The 22,497-nt window shown below is 30.9% G+C and carries 19 protein-coding genes and 1 riboswitch; of the genes, 8 read left to right on the top strand and 11 right to left on the bottom strand.

What is annotated here, in order from left to right:
• The first annotated feature begins 230 nt into the window (after nt 1-230).
• From agaV to G594_RS0101985, 3 genes are read left to right on the top strand one after another with little or no spacing between them, the layout of a single operon-like run.
• Nucleotides 231-707 (top strand): PTS N-acetylgalactosamine transporter subunit IIB, encoded by a 477-nt coding sequence (gene agaV / locus G594_RS0101975; RefSeq protein WP_027097019.1) that lies wholly within the window; start codon nt 231-233, stop codon nt 705-707.
• Nucleotides 708-729: 22 nt separating this feature from the next.
• Entirely contained in the window at nt 730-1,545 is an 816-nt protein-coding gene (locus G594_RS0101980) for a PTS mannose/fructose/sorbose/N-acetylgalactosamine transporter subunit IIC (RefSeq protein WP_027097020.1), read from the top strand.
• Nucleotides 1,535-2,362: a PTS system mannose/fructose/sorbose family transporter subunit IID gene (locus G594_RS0101985; protein ID WP_081663508.1), complete on the top strand. Its 828-nt coding sequence runs from the start codon at nt 1,535-1,537 to the stop codon at nt 2,360-2,362. The genes G594_RS0101980 and G594_RS0101985 overlap by 11 nt, the downstream gene beginning before the upstream one ends.
• A 77-nt stretch (nt 2,363-2,439) precedes the next feature.
• On the opposite strand, the gene G594_RS0101990 is transcribed toward G594_RS0101985, so the two are convergent.
• From G594_RS0101990 to G594_RS0102020, 7 genes are all read right to left on the bottom strand, one after another.
• Nucleotides 2,440-4,179 carry a S8 family peptidase gene (locus G594_RS0101990; RefSeq protein ID WP_242829690.1) on the bottom strand — a complete coding sequence of 580 codons (1,740 nt, stop codon included), beginning with the start codon at nt 4,177-4,179 and terminating at the stop codon, nt 2,440-2,442.
• 8 nt (nt 4,180-4,187) lie between these two features.
• A complete protein-coding gene (locus G594_RS0101995) occupies nt 4,188-5,984 on the bottom strand; it encodes a S8 family peptidase (protein WP_027097023.1) in 1,797 nt (598 codons plus the stop codon).
• Between the two features lie 299 nt (nt 5,985-6,283).
• On the bottom strand, nt 6,284-8,311 hold the full coding sequence (locus G594_RS18195) for a C40 family peptidase (RefSeq protein ID WP_027097024.1): 2,028 nt from the start codon (nt 8,309-8,311) through the stop codon (nt 6,284-6,286).
• Between the two features lie 154 nt (nt 8,312-8,465).
• Nucleotides 8,466-9,203 carry a chitin disaccharide deacetylase gene (gene chbG, locus G594_RS0102005; RefSeq protein WP_027097025.1) on the bottom strand — a complete coding sequence of 246 codons (738 nt, stop codon included), beginning with the start codon at nt 9,201-9,203 and terminating at the stop codon, nt 8,466-8,468.
• Entirely contained in the window at nt 9,200-10,093 is an 894-nt protein-coding gene (locus G594_RS0102010) for an ROK family protein (RefSeq protein ID WP_027097026.1), read from the bottom strand. Before G594_RS0102010 ends, chbG begins: the two co-directional genes overlap by 4 nt.
• Before the next feature lie 69 nt (nt 10,094-10,162).
• Complete coding sequence (locus G594_RS0102015) at nt 10,163-11,491, bottom strand: PTS sugar transporter subunit IIC (protein WP_027097027.1); 1,329 nt, start codon at nt 11,489-11,491, stop codon at nt 10,163-10,165.
• Nucleotides 11,492-11,542: 51 nt separating this feature from the next.
• On the bottom strand, nt 11,543-12,847 hold the full coding sequence (locus tag G594_RS0102020; protein WP_027097028.1) for a 6-phospho-beta-glucosidase: 1,305 nt from the start codon (nt 12,845-12,847) through the stop codon (nt 11,543-11,545).
• Between the two features lie 171 nt (nt 12,848-13,018).
• On the opposite strand from G594_RS0102020, the gene G594_RS0102025 reads away from it, so the two are divergent.
• Nucleotides 13,019-14,374, top strand: a complete 1,356-nt coding sequence (locus G594_RS0102025; protein WP_027097029.1) for an aminotransferase-like domain-containing protein — start codon at nt 13,019-13,021, stop codon at nt 14,372-14,374.
• A gap of 129 nt (nt 14,375-14,503) precedes the next feature.
• Nucleotides 14,504-14,662 carry a hypothetical protein gene (locus G594_RS20035; protein WP_155849276.1) on the top strand — a complete coding sequence of 53 codons (159 nt, stop codon included), beginning with the start codon at nt 14,504-14,506 and terminating at the stop codon, nt 14,660-14,662.
• Between the two features lie 281 nt (nt 14,663-14,943).
• Here the strand turns inward: G594_RS20035 and G594_RS0102035 are convergent, their stop codons facing one another.
• The 3 genes from G594_RS0102035 to G594_RS0102045 all read right to left on the bottom strand — a co-directional run bounded on the left by G594_RS0102035 (nt 14,944) and on the right by G594_RS0102045 (nt 18,935).
• Nucleotides 14,944-15,531: an ECF transporter S component gene (locus G594_RS0102035; protein ID WP_027097030.1), complete on the bottom strand. Its 588-nt coding sequence runs from the start codon at nt 15,529-15,531 to the stop codon at nt 14,944-14,946.
• 202 nt (nt 15,532-15,733) lie between these two features.
• Nucleotides 15,734-15,850, bottom strand: a riboswitch (FMN riboswitch).
• Nucleotides 15,851-15,963: 113 nt separating this feature from the next.
• Entirely contained in the window at nt 15,964-18,135 is a 2,172-nt protein-coding gene (locus G594_RS0102040; protein WP_027097031.1) for a Tex family protein, read from the bottom strand.
• Between the two features lie 77 nt (nt 18,136-18,212).
• The gene (locus G594_RS0102045) at nt 18,213-18,935 is read right to left on the bottom strand and encodes an HAD family hydrolase (RefSeq protein WP_027097032.1); all 723 of its coding nucleotides are present in this window, start codon (nt 18,933-18,935) and stop codon (nt 18,213-18,215) included.
• 143 nt (nt 18,936-19,078) lie between these two features.
• Between G594_RS0102045 and G594_RS0102050 the strand changes: the two genes are divergently transcribed.
• A complete protein-coding gene (locus tag G594_RS0102050; RefSeq protein ID WP_027097033.1) occupies nt 19,079-19,882 on the top strand; it encodes an MBL fold metallo-hydrolase in 804 nt (267 codons plus the stop codon).
• A gap of 51 nt (nt 19,883-19,933) precedes the next feature.
• On the opposite strand, the gene G594_RS0102055 is transcribed toward G594_RS0102050, so the two are convergent.
• Nucleotides 19,934-20,347 carry a hypothetical protein gene (locus tag G594_RS0102055; RefSeq protein ID WP_027097034.1) on the bottom strand — a complete coding sequence of 138 codons (414 nt, stop codon included), beginning with the start codon at nt 20,345-20,347 and terminating at the stop codon, nt 19,934-19,936.
• A gap of 363 nt (nt 20,348-20,710) precedes the next feature.
• On the opposite strand from G594_RS0102055, the gene G594_RS0102060 reads away from it, so the two are divergent.
• Together G594_RS0102060 and G594_RS18200 are read left to right on the top strand one after the other, a co-directional pair.
• Entirely contained in the window at nt 20,711-21,046 is a 336-nt protein-coding gene (locus tag G594_RS0102060; RefSeq protein ID WP_027097035.1) for a hypothetical protein, read from the top strand.
• 66 nt (nt 21,047-21,112) lie between these two features.
• Complete coding sequence (locus G594_RS18200; protein ID WP_034865803.1) at nt 21,113-22,480, top strand: M28 family metallopeptidase; 1,368 nt, start codon at nt 21,113-21,115, stop codon at nt 22,478-22,480.
• Nucleotides 22,481-22,497: the final 17 nt, after the last annotated feature.

The raw sequence follows: 22,497 nt of genomic DNA on the forward strand, positions 1-22,497 counted from the left end.
CTTCAACTATATATTCTTATGTTAACACACTCCATTTTATTATAAAATATAATTTTATTAAATTTCTATATACTTTTATAAGATTATACTTCCAAACTTTACATTTGTAAACGTTACTAAAAAAAATAAAATATATACCAAAAAGTGTAAAGATTCCTTTTAATCTTTCTCCTATAATTATTATCAAAGAGTAGATAACTTTTTACAAACTAATTAATGGAGGTGAAAATATGCCAAATATTCTTTTAACAAGAATCGATAACAGATTAATTCACGGACAAGTTGCAACACAATGGTGTAGTTCTATTGGAGCAAATTTAATTTTAGTAGCCAATGATGTTGTAGCTAGGGACAAGCTTAGACAAGGGTTAATGGATATGGCTGCTCCAGCCTATGCTGCAACTCGTTACTGGACACTAGAAAAAACAATAAGCACAATTCATAAAGCTAGTGCTAAACAACTTATTTTTATTGTATGTGAAACTCCTTCTGATGTTCTAACTTTAGTTGAAGGCGGAGTTCCAATAAAAAAGGTTAACATTGGTAATATGCATATGTCTCAAGGAAAGAGACAAGTTGCAGGATCTGTTGCTGTAGATGACAAAGACGTAGAAGCATTTAGAAAATTAAAAGAATTAGGAGTAGAGCTTGAAATTAGAAGAGTTCCTACTGAAAACTCAGAAAATATCGAAAAGATATTTAAATAAATTTTAGAAAGGAGAATGTCATATGGATTTTAATGTTGTACAAATTCTTCTGGTTGCATTATTTGCTTTTATAGCAGGTATTGACCAATTCAACTTCTTGGAATCATTATATCAACCAATTGTATCTGGTGCTGTTATCGGTGCAATACTTGGAGATTTACAAACAGGACTTATTGTAGGTGGTACTTATCAATTAATGACAATAGGTAACATGCCAGTTGGAGGTGCTCAACCACCAAATGCAGTTATCGGAGGAATAATGGCTGTTATATTTGCCATTTCATCTAGGTTAGAACCAGCTGCCGCTGTTGGACTAGCTGTTCCATTCTCTTTAATAGGACAATATTGTGTTACTTTCGTATTCACATTAATGTCACCATTAATGTCAAAAGCAGATAAATATGCTGAAAACGCTGATACAAAGGGAATTGAAAAATTAAACTACGGTGCAATGGCTGCTTTAGGATTATTCTTTGCTGTTGTAGTTGTAGCTGGTTTATTAGGCGGTAGTGCATTAGGTACTACATTATCAAACTTATCAGATAAATACTCTTGGTTCATGGATGGACTTAGCGCTGCTGGAGGAATGATGCGTTACGTTGGATTTGCTATTCTTTTACGTATCATGTTATCTAAAGACCTATGGGGAATTTACTTTGGTGGATTTGCACTTGCAACTATCATAGGTAGCATAGAATCATTATCTGGTTCAGCATTATTACTAATCGCATTTATTGGTATAGCTGTAGCTATCTATGACTTCCAAACTAATGTAAAAATTAAATCTACTGCTGGTGAAATATCTGTAAGAGGAGGCGATGACGAAGATGGAATCTAATAACACATTATATAAAGATTTGACTCCTGCTCCAAAGCTTGATAAGAAAACGCTTAATAAGATGGTTTGGCGTTCATTATTCTTGCAAGCTTCATTCAACTACGAAAGAATGCAAGCTGCTGGATGGTTATATGGTATATTACCTGGATTAGAGAAAATCCATACTAATAAAGATGACCTTTCTAAGTCAATGACACATAATTTAGATTTCTTTAATACTCACCCATTCTTAGTTACTTTCGTTATGGGTATTATATTATCATTAGAGCAACAAAAGGCTGATACAGCTACTATTCGTGCTGTCCGTGTTGCTGCAATGGGACCTTTAGGTGGTATTGGAGATGCTATCTTCTGGTATACACTAGTTCCAATTACAGCTGGTATTACTGCTAATATGGCAATAGGTGGATCTTTAGCTGGTCCTATACTATTCTTATTAATATTTAACGTAGTTCAATTTATAGCCAGGTATTGGTTAATGCATTGGTCTTATAACTTAGGTTCTAAAGCAATCGATATATTAACTAAAAATGCTAAAGAATTTACTCGTTCTGCTTCTATGTTAGGTGTATTTATAGTTGGTGCTTTAACTTCTAACTATGGTGCTACATCATTAGCAATAGAAATAGCAAATGGTGATAAACCAATCGTTATCCAAAGTATATTAGATGGTGTATTACCAAAAATAATTCCATTAGGATTAACACTAATGCTATACTACTTAATTAAAAAGAGAAAATGGAGCCCTGTTGCTTGTATAGGTCTTCTACTTTTAATTGGTATTATTGGAGGATTCTTCGGAATATTCGCTGTTTAATACGAACAATTTAGATTTAAAAAGGAAGTTGTAAATAATACAACTTCCTTTTGATTTAAATAATATATTACTAAAATTTAAGTCATATTCTGAAATATACCTAGAAGATTTAATAAGCCATATCCTAATTGTGGATTAGGATAAATATCACCTGGTCTCTTTGATGCCCCTCTAATTATATAGGTTTTTATAGTCTGAGAATATATATATGGATCATTTCCCTCTATTATTCCCCATTCTAACAACAATGCACATGCCCCTGCTAACACTGCTGCAGCAACACTACTCCCACTTACATATATCTCTTTTCCACCAGGATATAAAGCTAAAGTACTAATACCACCTGCTGCTAAATCTATTCTGTCAATATAATCATACTTATTAGCAACCCCTGAAAAATTTACCAAATTATTATTATTTTGATTATAAACCGCTGCTGTTACAATATACTTTGATGATGCAGGATTCATAATTGTTCCATATGGGTCAGAAGGATTAAAAAAAGCTTTAGAATTAATAATTCCACTTTGTAAAAGCCATCCATTGTATATTCCATCAGTTATAAATTGACCAGTTAACCTAAATAACCATATACCCTTTTTTATATTTTTAAACTTAATACTTATTAATTCATCTCCTGATAACTCTTCCGGAATATAATATTTAACTGCTATAGATGTATTCTCAAAAATAAATGTATAATAATCTTTAGAATTTATAATTGATGGTGTTATGCCAGTATTTTCTCCTGATGGTGAAATAACTTCAATTGTCATTATATTAGGTGAATCTATCCAAAACTCTACCGATAAAAAATCCATATCTTCAACTACATCTAATTGAATTGAACTTCTTTCTCCTGAATATGATAATTTTCCGGACACATGCCCTCTTGCTGAGCCTTCATTTCCAACTCCAGTTACAAATATAACTCCTCTATTCATTGACATATCTTCAATAAACTCTTCTAAAACCCCATTTCCCTTATGGTTTCCCGAATTAGTTCCTAATGGTAAATATAATACTAATGGCATTTTTTCATTTTGAGCATGATCGTACAAATACTGTATGGCAGTAAATAATGAAGTTATATTATATACAGGCACCTCAGCTTTAAATTTCTTTTCAGCTATTTTATCTTCTGCAAGCTTTACAACTGCTAAATTACACTCAGGAACCACTCCCTTTAGTCTATGTTTACTACCTCTTGCAGCAATAATACTACTCATAGAAGTACCATGTCCAACTTCGTCTCTACTTGGTACTATTTCATAAGGGTCGCCACCTTTTCTCCATAAATTAATTGCTTCATTTATTTTATCAGAAAAATAAACAGTTCCACCTGGAATTCTAGTATCTTCTTTCTCTGACATAATAGTTTGATCCCAAATACAATGCAATCTTGTTTTTCCATATTCATCCATAAAATCTTCAGATAAATAATCTATACCTGTATCTATAATCCCTACTAATATCCCTTTTCCAGTTAAGCTTAAAGTCTGAGAAATTTGAAACGAACGTATTTGAGCAGCATCAATAGGAGATATACTTTGTAATGTATAAAATTCAGGCTCTTTTATATAAACAATTGAATCAAATTTTATTTTTTCTAAATTACTACTTTCATCAAAATTACTACTTTTATCTGACTTAAAAGATAATATTGCATATTTATCGTTTATAACAGTTACATAATAATCTGGATTTTTAGAAACCTCTTCAACTATATTCCCCTGATACTGAACTACAATATTTAGGTAAGTCTCCGTATCAAAAACCTTTTTAGGTGTATTATATATATTTCCTATCTTAATCACCTCTTAACTCATGGTAGTCTTATAAATAGACTTCCTATATAAAATTCTTTTTCTCCATTACTGCTTCTATTACCATTGTTTGTATACACGCCACTAATAAATTGAAATGTTCCCAATAAGTTTAACTTTCCAAATCCAATTTCCTTGCTTGGATACTCAATATTTAAACTTCTATCTGCACCGTACATCAAATATGTTCTTACTTTCGTTGAATACATCGTCTTATCATTCCCCTCTACAATTCCCCATTGGAGCAATAATGCACAAACTCCACTAGTTAAAGCAGTTGCTGCTGAACTTCCAGACAATGTTGACTTTTTTCCACCAACTGATGTTGTTCTAATATTTATACCTGGTGTAGTAATATCAGGATTAACTAGATTATTACTATTAAATCCTCTTCCAGAATCAGATATAAAAGTATCGTTTATACTATTATAAAAACTAGGTGTAACTACTTTTCTTGCTGTAGAAGGAATAGTTAATGTAGTATATGGATCTGGAGTCAAAAATATTGTTCCTTGAGGTAACATTTCTTTTGGGGGTAACCAAATATCTACTCTTCCATCAATAACATATTCACCTTTAAATTGTAACTTCCATAATCCTGCTTTTATACTATTAAAGTACATGATAACTAATTGATGTCCCGTGAAACGTTCTGGTGCAAAGTGGTATACTTCTAATGTTGTATTAGTAAAAATGAATTTCACCTGCTCCTTTTTACCAATCTTAGGCTGTATAAATCTTGAGGCTTCTCCTGTTGGCGAAATTATATTAACCGATGCCTTATTGGGTCTTTTAACCCAAGCACCTATAGATAGAGTTTTAATCTCTTTAGGAATTTTTAGTTCAAATTCCTTAGTATCACCTACACTGGCTAAATTAGCAGATACATGGGTGCTTGATGCCCCTTCATTTCCAACTCCAGCTACAACTACTATTCCTCTTATATTCCCAATTGAAGTTATATATCTAGATAATAAATTATTTCCATCATGTGACCCTTCTGTTGTTCCTAAGGGTATACAAATCACCATAGGTTTTTTTGACTTTATTGAATAATTCTTTAGATATTCTATTCCTGCTAATATTTCAGATTCATTATAGATTGGCTTATATTCAACTCCATTTTCTAGTAACATTTTTCTATAATATAAAGATTCAAAAAGCTTTACTACTACATACTCACAATCAGGTGCTATTCCTTCTACTTCTTCGTCATATCCCCTAGCACCTATTATACTAGCGACCTTTGTTCCGTGACCAACCTCATCTTTAGTTGGGACTATACTATATGGATCCCCACCACTTTTTAAAAGATTAATGGCATTATTTATATCCTCTTCTGAGAATACTCTTCCTATAAACACATCTTTACTAGATGCGCCTTGAATACTTTGATCCCATATACTTAATATTCTTGTTCTTCCGTCTTCCCTAATAAATTCATTATTTAAGTAATCTATTCCAGTATCAACTATGCCTACTAAAACTCTACTACCTCTTAGTCCCAAATAAGGATTTTTCTTGATTTCCACAACTCCTTCTATATCATTGGGAGCTATCTCTTGTAGTACATATGGGGCCCTTATTTCTATAAATATAATTGATGGTACATCCTTTTTTAACCGTTCTATATTTTCATAGGCAGTAGATACTACACCTATGTTTTTTGTAATTTCATCACCACAGGCATAATCAACTCTATCAATCTCCTCCTTAAAATTCCCTCTATACTCAACTATGAAATCAGGTGAATCTTCGCTAAAATAGTTCCAACAGCTACTTTTCTTCTCTTCCATAATGACATCCCTTTTTATTACTTTAATATATATTTAATAATATGATTATTATAGGAAAACTATTTATATATGCATCTTAATTATATGTTTTTCCAAATAAATAAGAATGAACCTAAATCATTATTTAATCTAGGCTCATTCTTATTTATTTTTATCTTCTTGTTAAATTCTCTATATTACTTATTACAAACACCATTTATATGTTTATCCAAATTCAATTTTTAATAGCTTATAATAAGAAAGAGAAATCTTAAAACGATTCCTCTTTCTTATTATAAAAGCTCTCTAATGAAAGCTTATTATTCAATTATTCTTCTTGCTCTTGTAACTCTACTCCATGGGACATCAACTATTCTTACATCGGCATTTGTGTTTGGAGACTCTATCCACTTACCATCTCCTATATACATACCAACGTGATCTAAGCTTGAATAAAAAAGTAAATCTCCTGGCTTTATGTCACTCAAAGATACTTCTCTTCCTTCACCTATTTGAGCCCAAGTAGTTCTTCCTATTACAACACCAGCTTGTCTAAATCCCCATTGCATAAGGCCTGAACAGTCAAATGATCTATAACCTTTATCTACATATCTTTCAGCTCTTACATACCACCCTTTGGCAGTCTCATTTGGAAATTTTGCTTTTAAAGAGTTTAATGATGCTGTTGTTAAATACTCCCCTGAGCCTCCCCATACATATGGGCTACCTAGTTGAGCCTTCATAGCAGCAAAAGCCTTTTCATAAATTGAACTGCTTTCATCTTCAGTTAAATCTTCAACTATCTTTATATACTTTGAGCTAACATACCCAGGCTTACCATTAAAGATAATTTTATACCACTCTCCTGATGTTCCAGTTATCTCAACAACTTGACCTTCAAGTAGATATCCTAACACTAAAGAACTTGTAGTAGCTTCAGTTCTTACAGTTAAGCCTGAACCTCCAGTATTATACACTTTACCTCTTTTATTCTCGATTACTGGTGAATCGCTTCCACCTGAATTAGAATTTCCTTCGCTAACTTCTTTGACATATTCCTTACTTACGTAAGCCGTCTTTCCGTTGTAATTTATCTTATACCAGTTTCCACTTTCACCTGTTATATCTACTTTGTCTCCTGTATAAAGATATCCAAGTATTGAAGAATTAGTATTTGCTTCTGATCTTACTCTTAATCCAGCACTTGCATTTATTACTTCTCCCTTTTTAGATGTAACTTGGGAACCGCTGTTATTATTATTTGAATTACTATCTGTAACCTTCTTTATGTAATCCTTACTTGCGTAAGCTTCTTTACCGTTATAATTTATTTTATACCAACTACCACTTTCACCTATAACATCTACTTTAGTACCAGTATAAATATGTCCAAGTATTGATGAACTAGTTGACGCTCCCGCTCTTACTCTTAACCCAGCATCTGCATTTATCACTTCACCTTTAAAAGTAGTTTGTGTGTTTGGTGTACTTGGCGTTGTGTTAGTAGAACCATTTGAATTATTATCTGATGTACTATTACTAATTTTTTTCACATAATCCTTAGAGCAATAACCGGTTTCACCCTTATACTTAATAGCATACCAGTTTCCACTCTCTCCAATTATTTCAACTACTTCTCCATTTAGAAGATATCCAAAAGTAGATGCACTTAAGCTTGGTGCTGTTCTAACTCTTAAGTTACTTCCTTCTACCCCATAAACCTGTCCTTTTGTAACTGTTACTCCAGGTGATGGATTTGTTGGTGTATTTGATGAATTATTTTCTATAACTTGTACATAATCTCCATGGACAAAACCAATTATTCCTGCTGTTTTAATATTATACCATTGTCCACTTTTAGCTATTATATCAAATGTTTCACCCTCTCTAAGACTTCCTAAAATAGCAGAAGATGTACTTGCTGATTGTCTTATTCTTAAAGTAGAATTTCCTAAATTTACTGCCTTTCCCTTAGATGCAGCTGTAGTATTATCATTAGAATTAGATACTTTATGAGTGTAATCCTTTGAGACATATCCACTCTTTCCATTAAAGTTAATCTTGTACCAATTTCCCTTTTCTCCCGTTATCTCAAAAGTATCTCCTGCCTTTAAGTACCCTAAAATAGACGATGATGTATTTGCATCAGATCTAACTCTTAAGTTTAAAGTAACGTCACTATTTACTTGTCCTTTTTCCATACTTCTTTGATTACTTAAAATAGATTGCCCATTAGTATTGTTATCACTTGGTAATGGTGATGCACTTACAACATTGCCTGTTAAAGTAACTCCACCTGTAACAGCAGATGCTGCTGCAACAAACCTCAAAACTCTTCTCTTTTCCATATTTAAACGCCTTCCTTGACAAAATAATCCTTATTACCTTTAATTATACTTTAATTCATATCATTTTACATTAATTTTTTTTATTTTTTTGTAACTTATTCGTAATAATTTCCTAGGAAATAATAAAAAAATAGGAGTATTTGCATACTCCTATCTATAATTGACTAAAACTTATTAGTTCTATATTATTTTCCTTAATATATTCTTTTACCTTTCTACTTACTAATGTCTCCAATTCAATAGTTCTTTCTATTGTGTATGAAGTCCTATTTAATATATTTTGATCCAAATATCCTGGATGAGACATAAGCTCAACTGTTTCAAAATCTTTATATTCTTCTAGTAATCTAATTAAGTTATCTTCAGTAACCATTTCTTTTTCATAAAATGATTCACTAAACTTGCTTGTAGATTTTATTTCTTTATACATACTATCATAAGTTTCACCCATTAATCTAACTGGCAAATTATTTTTAATAGCAATTTCTTCAACCACTTCAAAAACTTTCTTTATTCTATGAACGTGATGATGAGTATCTATATGTGTTGGCTTTATTCCATAAGATAAAAATTTATTAAACTGACACTCTAGTTCTTTTCTTATATCATCTTTTTTTGATTTTTCTTCAATTCCTTCACTCTTTAGAAAGTTCCCTTCTTCATCCACTAATGAATCTACTCCCTGAGCTAAAGGCTTTCCAGCAGTTAAAACGAAGTGTATTCCAACCCCTATCCCTGGATTTTCATTTGCTAATTTAATTGCATGATCTACAGCTTCCATGTTGCACATTAAAGTAGTAGATTTTACAATTCCCTCATTATACGCTTCAATAATCCCTAAATTAATTGCTTTTGATATACCAAAATCATCAGCATTTACTATTAACCTCATACCAAATCATTCCTAACTAAATAATTATATACAGCTCCTATTTTTCCCGATGAATTAAAGTGCTTACATGTTTCTATCTTCCACCTTTCTGTATATGGATTAATTTTTCTTAACTCTTCTTTAATATCAGGTATAAGTCTTGGAGCCCCGCTTACTCCTCCACCTATTAAGAATTTTTCTGGATCAATTGAAAATCCAACATTATTTATTCCTATGCAAAGTTTTCTTAGCCATTTTCTATAAGCCTCTATTACAACTTCATCCCCATTTTCTATCATTTTAAATACTTTCAAACCATTTATATCTTTAAATTTCATTTCCTTAGCTAAAGCTACCTGTTTTAATAAAGGTTCTGTAGCAGAAGAAAAACTTAATGTAGGTATATTATTATAATCCTCAAAGTCCTCTATTATTATATACCCAAATTCTCCAGCAAAAAAGTTTTTTCCTACATGGATTTTATTATTTATAAACATTCCTCCACCAATTCCAGTTCCTATTGTCATACATACAAAACTTGAACAATCTTTTCCGTTACCTATCCACTTTTCCGCTAGTACAACACAATTGGCATCATTCTCAATAGCAACATTAAATCCCGTTTTTTCATTAAGTATTCCAATAAGATCAACTCCTGCTAAAACAGGTATTGCTCCTCCTTCAATAATAACTCCATTTTCATTATCGACTCCACCTGGAATACTAATACCTACCCCATCAATTTCTTTAGCACTTTTTATCATTCTTGATAATATATCAATTATTTTATCTAAATCATCCCTAACACTTTTTGCTGAACCACTTTCTTCTATGAACTCATTACCATTTTCATCAAAAATTCCATACTTTATTTCTGTTCCACCAACATCAATTCCTAGGTATCTGCCCATATTTCTACTCCTTTTATAAATCAATTTACAGTCTACCTATAAAATCTAGATAGACTGTAGTTTTAATTTTTATTGCTCTTCTACTCTTTGTTTATTAGCTAACATTACGAATGGTGCATAAGCAATTATTGAAAATATAAATGTACATGCTGCTATTACTGTTGCTCCAATACTTCCTCCTGTGGCTACAAATGCACTAATAACTGGAGGTGTAACCCATGGTTGCGCTATATAAACATATCCTGCTATAGGTACTATGGCCGTAAAGAACCAACCAACAAATACTGATATAGTTGGTACTAATATGAATGGTATACAGAAAATTGGATCTAACACTATAGGTAATCCATAAATAACTGGTTCGTTAATTTGGAATACTGATGGTGCTAAAACTAATTTAGTTAATTCTTTATGCTCCTGTCTCTTTGAAAAGATCATTAAAGCAATTACTAATCCTAAAGTTGAACCCGATCCACCATGCATTCCATATATGTCTATTATATTTCTTGTAATTGCATGAATTGGCTCTGTATTATGAATCAAAATAGCTTCTGAGTTAGCTTGTAACGCTGGACTATATAATGTATCTAATACTGGTCCTACAATATTTGATCCATGTAATCCAAAGAACCATAAAAGTTGTGATACTAATGTTAAAATAATTATTGTAACTGGAGATTGTCCTAAGCTTGTTAACGGTCTTTGTATAGTTTGATTTATAAACTCCTTAACTGGTGTACCTACTCCAACTAAGAATATTGCAGCTATTATACCAAATACAGTAAATACAACTGCCGCTGGAATAATAGCTGAGAATGCTTTAGAAACTGCTGGTGGAACTTGTGGTGGCATCTTAAAGGTCCACCCCTTTTGTACTACCCATCTAAATATTTCTGTAGATAAAAATGCAACTATAATACCAGTAAACATAGCTTCCGAGTTAAAATATGTCCAGGAAAGTGTCCCCCATGGTGCTCCTTCAACTGCTTGTGGTGTTAAAATAAGATAAGATACTGTAGCTATTACACCTGCAGATAATTTGTCCACATTATAGAATCCTGCCAAATTATATGAAATAGTAAAAACAGTAAAAATAATACCTAGTGCTAATGTTCCCCACCACATTTGATTAAGAACAGGAAGTATAGTCTTATCTAATACTGGTTGAATGACTTCTGCATAAAAAGTAATACTATTTAATTTTGTTCCCGCTAAAGAATCCGCTGTCAAAATAACGTCTTTTAATAATACAACAATAGCTCCTACCATAGTAACTGGCATAAGAGTAATAATACCGTCTCTTAAAGCCCCTAAATGTCTTTGACGACCTAATACTTCGGCAACAGGTAGAATTGCCTTTTCCAACCAATTAGAAAATTTGTTTAGTAACGTGTTCATTTCCATCCCCTCTTTCTTATTTATTTAATCAAACACATTCGTGTCTAATGACTATTTAAAGTCCCCTAAATGCTCCTTATGAGCTTCCAGCATTTCATCCAAGATTACCTTTGCAAGATCATCTGAAGGTATTAATGGATTTATACAAAGAGCTTTTAATGCATCTCTGTAGCTTGAATTAACTGCTGCTCTAGCAGCTAATACTTCAAAATCTTTAATTTGTGAAACTAGTCCACTTATCCCCTCTGGTAAATATCCAACCGACATTGGCCTTGCACCATTTTTAGTTATTACACAACTTACTTCAATTGCATTATTATCTTTAAAATTCTTTATAGTACCATTATTTCTTGTATTAACAACTTGAATGTCATGCTTATCATTATATATTGAGCTAATTAAATTACATGCTGCATCACTGTAATATTCTCCTCCTCTTTGTTCTAATTGAGGTGGTTTTACATCTAATGTTTCATCTTTATATAATTCAAATAAATCAGCTTCTAATGCTTCTACAACTTGCCCTCTAACCTTACCTTCTTTAAACTCTTCTAACTCACTTTCTAACATATCCTTTGTCTTATAGTAGTACTTGTGATATGGGCACGGAATTATTCCTAAAGCTCGTATAAAATCAGCATTAAATGGAAGGTCTTTTATGTTTTGCATTGTCATTGAAGACTCTGCTAATCTTTCAACCACTTCCTCAGTAACATCTACTCCGTCTAACTTCGCCTTTAATCCGTAAACCATATGATTTAAGCCAGCAAAGTCAACCTCAACCCTATCTCTTTCTACTTTTAACAAATCTGCAACTCCAAACTTCATATTTATAGGAACATTACATAATCCTAAGAATCTATTAAAACTTGTATAGTTTAAAACCGCCTCTGTAATTATTCCTGCTGGATTTGCAAAATTTATAATCCATGCATTTGGACAAAGCTCTTCAACATCCCTTATAATATCTAAAATTACTGGTATAGTTCTTAAGGCTTTGAATAATCCACCTGCACCATTTGTTTCTTGTCCAATTACTCCATGAGATAAAGGAATTCTTTCGTCCTTTATTCTAGCTTTCATTGTTCCTACTCTTAATTGAGTTGTAACAAAATCTGCATCCTTAAGTGCTTCTCTTCTATCAAGAGTGTCATATATCTTTATTGGTAATCCAGCCTTAGCTACCATACGTCTTGCTAAATTACTAACTATTTTAAGTTTTTCTTTTCCTTCTTCTATATCAACTAACCAAAGTTCAGTTAAAGGAAATTCACTATATCTTTTTATAAAACCTTCTACTAATTCAGGAGTATAACTTGATCCCCCACCTATTGTAACAACTTTTAACTTATCCATATTTTCCTCCTTTTTTCCATCTTATATTTGTTATGATAAGACATAAATAAAAGGTTTTCAATGATATGAAAGTACAACTGTACTAGTATAGTTGCAGAGAAGTGTATACATTTTCATACTTTCTATATATAATTATTTTAAGTACTTTTATAGTTTTTTCTGGAGGCGACAATGAATCTTTATATAAAAATAGCAAAAGATATAAAAAAATTAATTATAGAAAATAAAGTTCCTAGTGGAGGAAAACTTCCCTCAATTAACTCACTTTGTAAAAAATATAATTGTAGTAAAGGAACAATTATTAAAGCATATGATTCCCTTTGTAAAGAACACCTTGTTTATTCCTTTCCTCAAAGTGGATTTTATGTTGTTGATAGTATGATAATAGAAGGTGATGAAAACTCATCTATATATGATCTTTCTTCAGGTAATCCAACAATTAATTCAATTCCAATACAAGAAATAAAGCATTGTTTAAATACTGCAATCGAATTGTATAGTAATAGTTCATTAGAACTTAGCCTTGCTGGTTCTCCATCTTTAGGTAAAATTCTTCCGGATCATCTTGCAAAACAACATGTTTACTGTGATACAAAGAATATCTATCTTGCCCAGGGAATACTACAAGTTCTAACCGTACTTTCTCAAATGCCTTTTCCAAATGGTAATGATACAATTCTTATCGAAGAACCATCCTATTCTTTTTTTGTTAGATATTTAAAGTTTGAAAACAAAAAGGTAAAAACTATAAAAAGAGATGAAGATGGAATTGACTTAAATGAACTTGAACAAATTTTTAAGAATGATAAAATAAAATTTTTCTATACAGCTCCTAGAAATCATAATCCTCTAGGAACGCACTATAGTAATAAACACGTACAGGCTATAATTAATTTAGCACATAAGTATAACGTATTTATAGTAGAAGATGACTATTTTGCAGATTCCAGTAATCTTTCAAGATATTGCCCAATTTACTATTACTCTAACTTTAAAAATTGCATTTATTTAAAAAGCTATACAAAGTGTATTCCATATATAAGGATAGGTGTTGCAATTATTCCTGATGAATTAATTGATGCTTATAATGAAGGAATAAGCTACTCATACTATTACTCATACTATATGCCATCCCTTGTTTCTCAGGCGACCTTAGAAAGCTATATTAAAAGTTCACTTTTTGATAAACATACACTTGCCATATCAACTACAGTTAATAATAAACTAAAATTAATAAGAAAAATTACAAAGAAATGGGATTGGAAATTAATTAAGCTTATTGGAGCAAGCTCAGGATATTACTCTACATTAAAACTTTCACCTAAAATAAATTGTAATAAACTAATAGAAAATCTTCGTAATAGAAATGTACATATAAAATCAAATATAGAAAGTTTTTATGACTCTAATAACTTTGATAATAGTATAAGAATTAGCGTTGCAAGAATTAATAAGACTAGATTAGAAACAGCTTTAAATATAATCTATGAAGAAGTTTTAAACATTACAAAGCAATACCACTCATAAAAAATGAGTGGTTTTTCTCTCTCATCATATATCCTCTCTACCTCAAAAAGTATATCTGCATTTTTCTAGCTATTTATTCTTTTTTACTTTACAACATATGTATATCTATATAAAAAAGGGGACTTTCTTTTGAAAATTAAACTATTAACTTTGGTTATTTGTACCTTAATAGTAGTATTTATAGCCTTATATTCAAGACCACTAAAGAAAAATATTGACCTTGTGATAAATGGGGTGCAATGGAAAATAGATAATGAAATTATTCAGAAAAAACCTCTATATCTATAAAAGGAACTTACAGCAGTTATCTACTAAAAAAAGATTATTATTATTGATCTTTATGACTTTATAAATAATTCATTGCCTCTAAACATTACCTTTGATGATGGAGTTGTTATAAGTGATACAGCAGAAAATCGTTAGGAAGCATTAGAAGTAGCAAAATTACTTTCACCAAAAAGTAAGTGGCTTTCTAACGGAAGCTTTTTAAAATAGTACTGCATTATTAAAAAACATAATTTTTTAATAAATTAAGGACTGTATAAACAATACAGTCCTTTGCATTTCCCCTAATTTTCTTTTCTTAATTCTTTAGATTTATCAAAACCTGGATCAACTTTAAATATACTTACAGATAATTTCTTATATACTAACATAGTTATTGCCGATACCAAAATAGCTTTTAGTCCGTTAAATGGTATTAAGCCTACCATTACATATTGAGTTATATCAATCTTTCCTGACATACCAAAAGCAGGCAGTAACAAGTATATATTTGCTAAAATTCCCGCTACCTCCATAAATAGTCCACCAACTATCATTCCAATAATAGCACTCTTCTTACTTTTATTTCTATGATAAATCATTGCTGCTGGCACTACAAAAGATACACCTATTATGAAGTTTGCAAGTTCCCCTACAAAACCTGTTCCAGTGCCTGTAATTAATAGATTTAAAAGTATTTTTAAACCTTCTATAATAACACCTGACATTGGTCCAAAGGCAAAAGCTCCTATAAGAACTGGTAACTCACTCAAGTCCATCTTTAACCATGGAAATAATGGTATTAGTGGTATTTCAAAAAGCATAATTACCACTGCAATTGCACTAAGTAATGCAATTTTAACAAATTTACTAAGATTTTTTGAAGTATTCATTTTCCCTTCTCCTCCCAAAAGTTAATCTTCTGGGGTAGCTTATTAGAATTTAGCCTTTTAATCATGTTTAATATAGCCTCCGGAAAACTATTTATACATTTTATTGCATAAAAACATGATTAAAAATAAAAAAGCCCTGATAATAATTATCAGGGCTACAAAAATACATTTATTATAGAGCTAGCTCTACTAAATCCTAATACGTTACCTTCTTTCATCCAGACTATACTGTCGGCCTCGGAGTTTCACCGAATCTGCTAAAAAATAGCTCGCGGGCTTTACCGCCGGTGGGGAATTACGCCCCGCCCTGAAGATTTATTTAATTTACAAATATATTATACATATATGTACAAGCATATTCAAGTTATTACTATATTTTTTTATAAACTAAAAGAGAGAAGTTTCCTTAGACTTCTCTCTAAACATTGTATTCTACTCATCTTCCTTAATATCTTTCATAGTCAAAGCAATTCTATGTCTCTTTGTATCTACTTCCATTACTCTAACCTTTATTACATCTCCAACCTTAACAATATCAAGCGGATGCTTTACAAACCTATTAGCCATTTGGCTCTTGTGAACTAATCCATCTTGGTGAACTCCAATATCTACAAAAGCACCAAAATCAGAAACATTTCTTACAGTTCCCATAAGAACCATACCTGGTTGTAAGTCCTCAAGGTTAATGACACCAGTCTTTAAAATAGGTTTTGGCATTTCATCTCTTGGGTCTCTACCTGGCTTTTGAAGTTCTTTAATTATATCCTTTAATGTCATTTCACCAATTTCTAGTTCTTTTTCTATATTCTTTAATCCCTTTTCTGAAACTCTATCCTCAATATCAGAAAGCTTATTGTTCTTTAAATCTTCACTGGTATATCCTAATAGCTTTATAAGTTCCTTAGCTTCCTTATATGATTCTGGGTGAACAGCAGTGTTATCTAAAGGTTCTTTACTTTCTTGAACTCTTAAGAAACCAGCACATTGCTCATATGCCTTTTGACCTAATCTCTTAACTTTTAAAAGCTCTTTTCTTGCTTTAAAACCACCTTGTTCATCTCTATAATCAACTATATTCTTAGCTATAGCTGCATTTATACCTGAAACATATGTTAAAAGGCTTGGAGTTGCTGTATTTAAATCTACACCAACCTTATTTACTGAATCTTCAACAACCCCCTTTAAAGATTCCTCTAACCTTTTTTGAGTGACATCATGTTGATATTGACCAACTCCTATTGCTTTAGGATCAATCTTAACAAGTTCTGCCATAGGGTCTTGTAATCTTCTACCTATGGATATTGCTCCTCTTACAGTAACATCTAAATCAGGATATTCCTTAGTTGCAAGTTCTGATGCTGAATAAACTGAGGCCCCTGCTTCTGAAACTATAACATAAGCTACTTCCTTTCCACTTTCCTTCTTAATTTCAGAAATCATTTCTGCAATAACTTCTTCTGATTCTCTTGATGCTGTACCATTTCCTAAAGAAATAACATCTACATCATATTTATATATTAATTCCTTTAATGTCTTCTTAGTTCCTACAATATCTCTCTTTGGAACTGTTGGATATACTGCTACATTTTCAAGGAATTTACCTGTACTATCTAATATTGCTATCTTACATCCTGTTCTAAATCCTGGGTCATATCCCATAACAGTTTTTCCCTTAATAGGAGCTTGCATAAGTAAAGCCTTAAGGTTTTCCTTAAAAATTAAAATTGCTCCTTCTTCACCCTTATCAGTTAATTCATTTCTTATTTCTCTTTCTATTGAAGGGAATATTAATCTCTTGTAAGCATCTCTAATTGCTAACTTTAACTGCTCATCTAAAACTTCATTTCCCTTAAGGATTTCTCTTTCCAAGTAAGATATAATCTTATCTTCTCCAATTGTTATCTTAACAGAAAGAATCTTTTCTTTTTCTCCTCTATTAATAGCTAATATTCTATGTGGAGGTATCTTTCTAACCTCTTCACTATAGTCATAGTACATTTCATAAGGAGTTGTTTCTTCTGAAGAGCCTTTAGATTCTATTAACCCTTCTCTCATTACTAATTCTCTTATGAATTTTCTGTATTTAGCTTCTTCTGAAATTCCTTCTGCAATTATATCTAAGGCACCTGATACTGCATCCTCTGCTTTTTCAACTCCCTTTTCTTCGTCAATATACTTAGAAGCTTCTTGAAGTACATCTCCTTTGAAAGCACCTTCTAATATAAGATTAGCTAATGGCTCCAATCCTTTCGCTTTAGCTATAGTTGCCCTTGTTCTCTTCTTTGGCTTATATGGTCTATATATATCTTCCACTTCTGTTAAAGTTTCAGCTTTCCCTAATGCTTCTGTTATTTCTTGGGTTAACTTTCCTTGCTCTTCTATAAGCCTAGAAACATCGGCTTTTCTTTCATCTAAGCTTCTTAAATAAGTTAATCTTTCAGAAAACTTTCTTAACACTTCATCTGAAAGCCCACCTGTTTTTTCTTTTCTATAACGTGCTATGAAAGGAACTGTGTTTCCTTCATCTAACATCTCAACTACATTATTTACCACTCCAAGTTTTAACCCTAATTCCTTGGCTAATCTTTCTTCAATATTTATCATCTTTTCCTCCTAAGATTTACCTATATTTAATAGTATTTTTCTATTATAAACTTTTTTATTCCTTTTGAAAATAATAGTTACTCTTCTAATAACTTCTTAAGCTCTATCCAATCATTAATTTCTATATAATCAACCATTGGTGTATATTTTTCTTCCCTAAGTGCTCCTTTAAACCATATAGGTTTTATGCCACTTAAACTAGCTCCTTCAACATCAGCAATTACATTATCACCGCAAAACCATACATCCATACTCTCTAAATTAGCTTTTCTTAGTGCTAATTCAAAGATTTTTTTATGAGGTTTCTTAAACATATATTCACTTGATGCAATAATAAATTCAAAATGATTATTAGGAATAAGGGTATTTATCCTATTTTTCAAGGTTTCGCCACTATAGCTTAAGTTACTAATAACAGCAGTTCTTATTCCTTTTTCATGTAAAAAGTTTAACAAAAACCCAATGTTTTCTACTGGTTTTCCTGGCGCTGAAGCATCCCAGAATATTTTATCCATCTCATTTGGAGTAAGATCAAACTCAATCCCAAAATAATCATATAAATAATTTTGAAAACAATAATTATGGACCTCTATACTATAAAAAAACTTTTTGCTATCCCCTTCTCTTCCAATTTCAATATTTAGCTCAGTATAAAAATCAAATAATTCTTCTGCACTAATATTATTAGGATTCTTAGTTGCTTTATCTAAAAGAACTTTTAATCCTTCTAACCTATTAAATTTTTCTTCTTCAATAATAGTCTGTCCATAGTCAAAAAGTATCATCTTTGGATAATCCATATATTCCTCCCCCTCCAAACCCTTTTACTATCCTATAATATCATTTTTTTCAATATTATTGAAATTACTTTTTTTCTTTCTTGTTATTTTTTCTTACTGTCTTTATAATAATTATTATTTATACTACAAAGGAGAAATTGTTAATGGAAAAGATAAACATGCTTGGTACAGGCTCTGCTATGGTTACTAAATGCTATAATACTTGCTTTACTATTTCTAATAATGATGAGTACTTTTTAGTTGATTGTGGTGGGGGGAATACTATTCTTACTAACTTAGAGAAATCAGGAATTACTATTAATAAAATTCATAATATGTTTATTTCACATAACCATAACGACCATGTATTAGGTTCTATATGGATTATAAGGGCTGTATGTAATAATATCCTCAATGGAAAATATGAAGGAAACTTAAATATATACTGTCACCAATCTTCAATAGATGCTATCAAGGGAATAAGCTTTTATGTACTACAAAATAAATTCACAAAATTATTTGATAACAGAATACTATTCATCCCAATAAATAATGGTGACGAAACTAAAATACTTGGAAGAAAAACTATATTTTTTGATATAAAGAGTACTAAACAACTTCAACATGGATTTAAAACTTATCTTCTAAATGGTAAATCTCTTACTTTTCTTGGTGACGAGCCCTATAGAGAGTATGTTAAAGATTACTGTATAAATACAGATTATCTTATGCATGAAGCCTTTTGCTCTTATGAGGATAGAGAAATTTTCAAACCTTATGAAAAGCATCATGCTACATCAAAGGATGCTTGTGAAAATGCAGCAAAACTTAATGTAGGAACTGTAATTCTATATCATGCTGAAGATAAAAACTTAGCTACAAGAAAAGAACGCTATATTAGGGAAGGTAAAGAAGTTTTTAATGGAACTATCTATGTTCCAGATGATTTAGATATTATTGAACTATAAAATAAAAAGACTAGAAAAGTTAAACATTTTCTAGTCTTTATCATCACATTCTTATCTAGAAGATATTAAGTTATTATATTTCTCTTCATCTCCAAAGTTTGTTGAAAAATAGGTATTTACATCAGTTGAATTCTTAAGGCTAATTGGTTCAGCTCCATTGATTTTACTTATCAAAACATCAAAACTATTATTACCTTTTAACACTACTTCAAACTCTTGTTTATTGCTTTTAAAGGTATAATTACTATTACTATTTTTAGAAATAGTTCCCCTATCAACCTCTCTTTGATCGATATATTCAACAAAGGTATTAGATTCTTTATCAACAGTTATTTGTACTATATAGTTATTATCCTGATTACTACTTATATAAGTACCCTTTAACTCACTACTTCCTTTAGAAATAAAAAAGCAAATTCCTAGCATACCAACTACAACTAATTCTATAGTTAGAATCTTTTTCATACAGCACCCAACCTTTCAATATTTAATAACACACAACCCTATACAAATATAGTACATTATTACTTTTTTTCACAACACACTGATGAATAAATTATTCTAAATTATTATGCTAAATAACGAAAATAACATTTGAGATATGCACGTATCACAATAAAAAACATAGAGTAAATATTTATTTTGCTTGTCCCGTCACAAAGTTCCAAGTTACATTAAAGCAAATATCCATACACTCATACTAAAGATAAAAAATTACAAATTTATTTTCCCTTAGAATTTATAAAAAATAAAGTAGAACTTATCCTTTCATATTATGTAACCTTCTGATATAATATAGATTGTAAATATTTTACAGTAGGTGGTTTTATGAATAAAATGATACAAAAAATAGTCTCTCTGGCATTACTTTTTTTAATAAGCCTCTTAGTATTAGATTATTTTAGAATAATAGAATTTAGTAATATTTTAGGGAATTCCCTGTCTTTTATAACAATTGTTTTAATAGTTTTTTCTTCTACATCTGTAATATGTACAAGCAAATCTGGATTAAATAAGTTTATAAACTATTTAATTTTGACTGCAATCACTGTAGGAATAGTTCTTAAAATTATTTACGGAAAATTAAATATGATTATATATGCCTCACTACTACTTACAGTTGTTTACGCATTAATGGATATGCTCTATAAAAGACCAGACTAACATAATCATAATATTCACCCTGAATTAATAGTATTAAATGAATAACTATTAACTCGGGGTTTTATTATGAAAAAAATTATTTACAGCATTGCCACCTTACTTTCCTTAACTGGACTCATAGTTTGTATATTTTTCAAAAGTAGTTACTACAACTTCAATCCTTCAAATGTAAAAAAAAATATAGAATATCTTTCTTCAAAAGAACTTAAAGGAAGACTTGCTGGAAGCTCTGAAAATGAAAGAGTTGCAAATGAAATAGAAGGACTATTTAAAGAACTTAATCTAAAACCTTTAAATAATGAATATAAACAAAGCTTTAATGTAAATGCTCCTATTTTCACAGGAGGTACCCCTACTCTTAAATTGTTGGCAGGAGAATCTGTTGTGCAAGAGTTTAAATTAGGCGATGAATTCAAAGAGGACATGCTTAATTTCAAAATAACCTCCATTCAATTTACAAAGAATGATAAGTATGACATCTATAAAAGCGGATTTGCATTCCATAAAAATAATGAAACATACTTTTTTACCTCTAACTTAAATAAAGAAGCCTCCTTTAGAAGCTCTTTTTGGAATGATGCTCCATATTCTTTTGTTATAGAGATAAATATTGATACTTTTAACGCAATACTAGATGGTATAAGAATGGGATATACCTTAGATGTAAGTTTGCCATATAAGGTTGAAGAAAAAACTATATACAACGTTTGTGGTATGATAGAAGGCACCTCGAAAGACCTACCGCCTTTAGTATTTACTGCACACTTTGACCATTTAGGTGCTGATAGCTTAGGAACAGTTTATTCTGGAGCTCTAGATAATGCATCAGGCACAGCCTTCTTGCTTGAACTAGCAAAAACCTTTTCTACTTTAAGGCTTCCAGAGCGTGATATTATATTCGTTGCTTTAAATGCAGAAGAATTTGGTCTACTGGGTTCTAAAGCTTTTGCAGATAAATATAAGGATGAATTAAATGGTGCAGAAGTAATCAATTTTGATATGATAGGGTGTGAAGATTACCCAATAACTATGATGAGTAGTGCATCTAATCTTGATAAAACTACTCCTTTAATAGATAGCTTAACTGAAATATGTTATAACTTTGATATTGAAAATAAGGTTACTTATCAAGATTCAAGTGATCATGCTAGCTTCTGTAATGATGGCTTTGACTCATTAACATTATCTCATTCTAATACCTCCAATATTCACACTCCAAATGATACTGTAGACAAAATATCAACTAAAGGAATCTCTCAAGTCTATGAAGTTGTAGAGTGCAAGACAATAAATTATGCTTACAATAATATAATATTAATTTTCTATAACTCAAAAACACTAATCCTTTTTGCCTTAACTTCTATTGCCTTATTACTTATTGGATTAGTTAAATTAAAACATATTGTAATAAAAGATGAAGATTTAAGTGCTTAAAAAAGTAGAGTGGATAT

It is taken from the genome of Clostridium paraputrificum AGR2156 (assembly GCF_000424025.1).
GTDB lineage: Bacteria > Bacillota > Clostridia > Clostridiales > Clostridiaceae > Clostridium > Clostridium paraputrificum.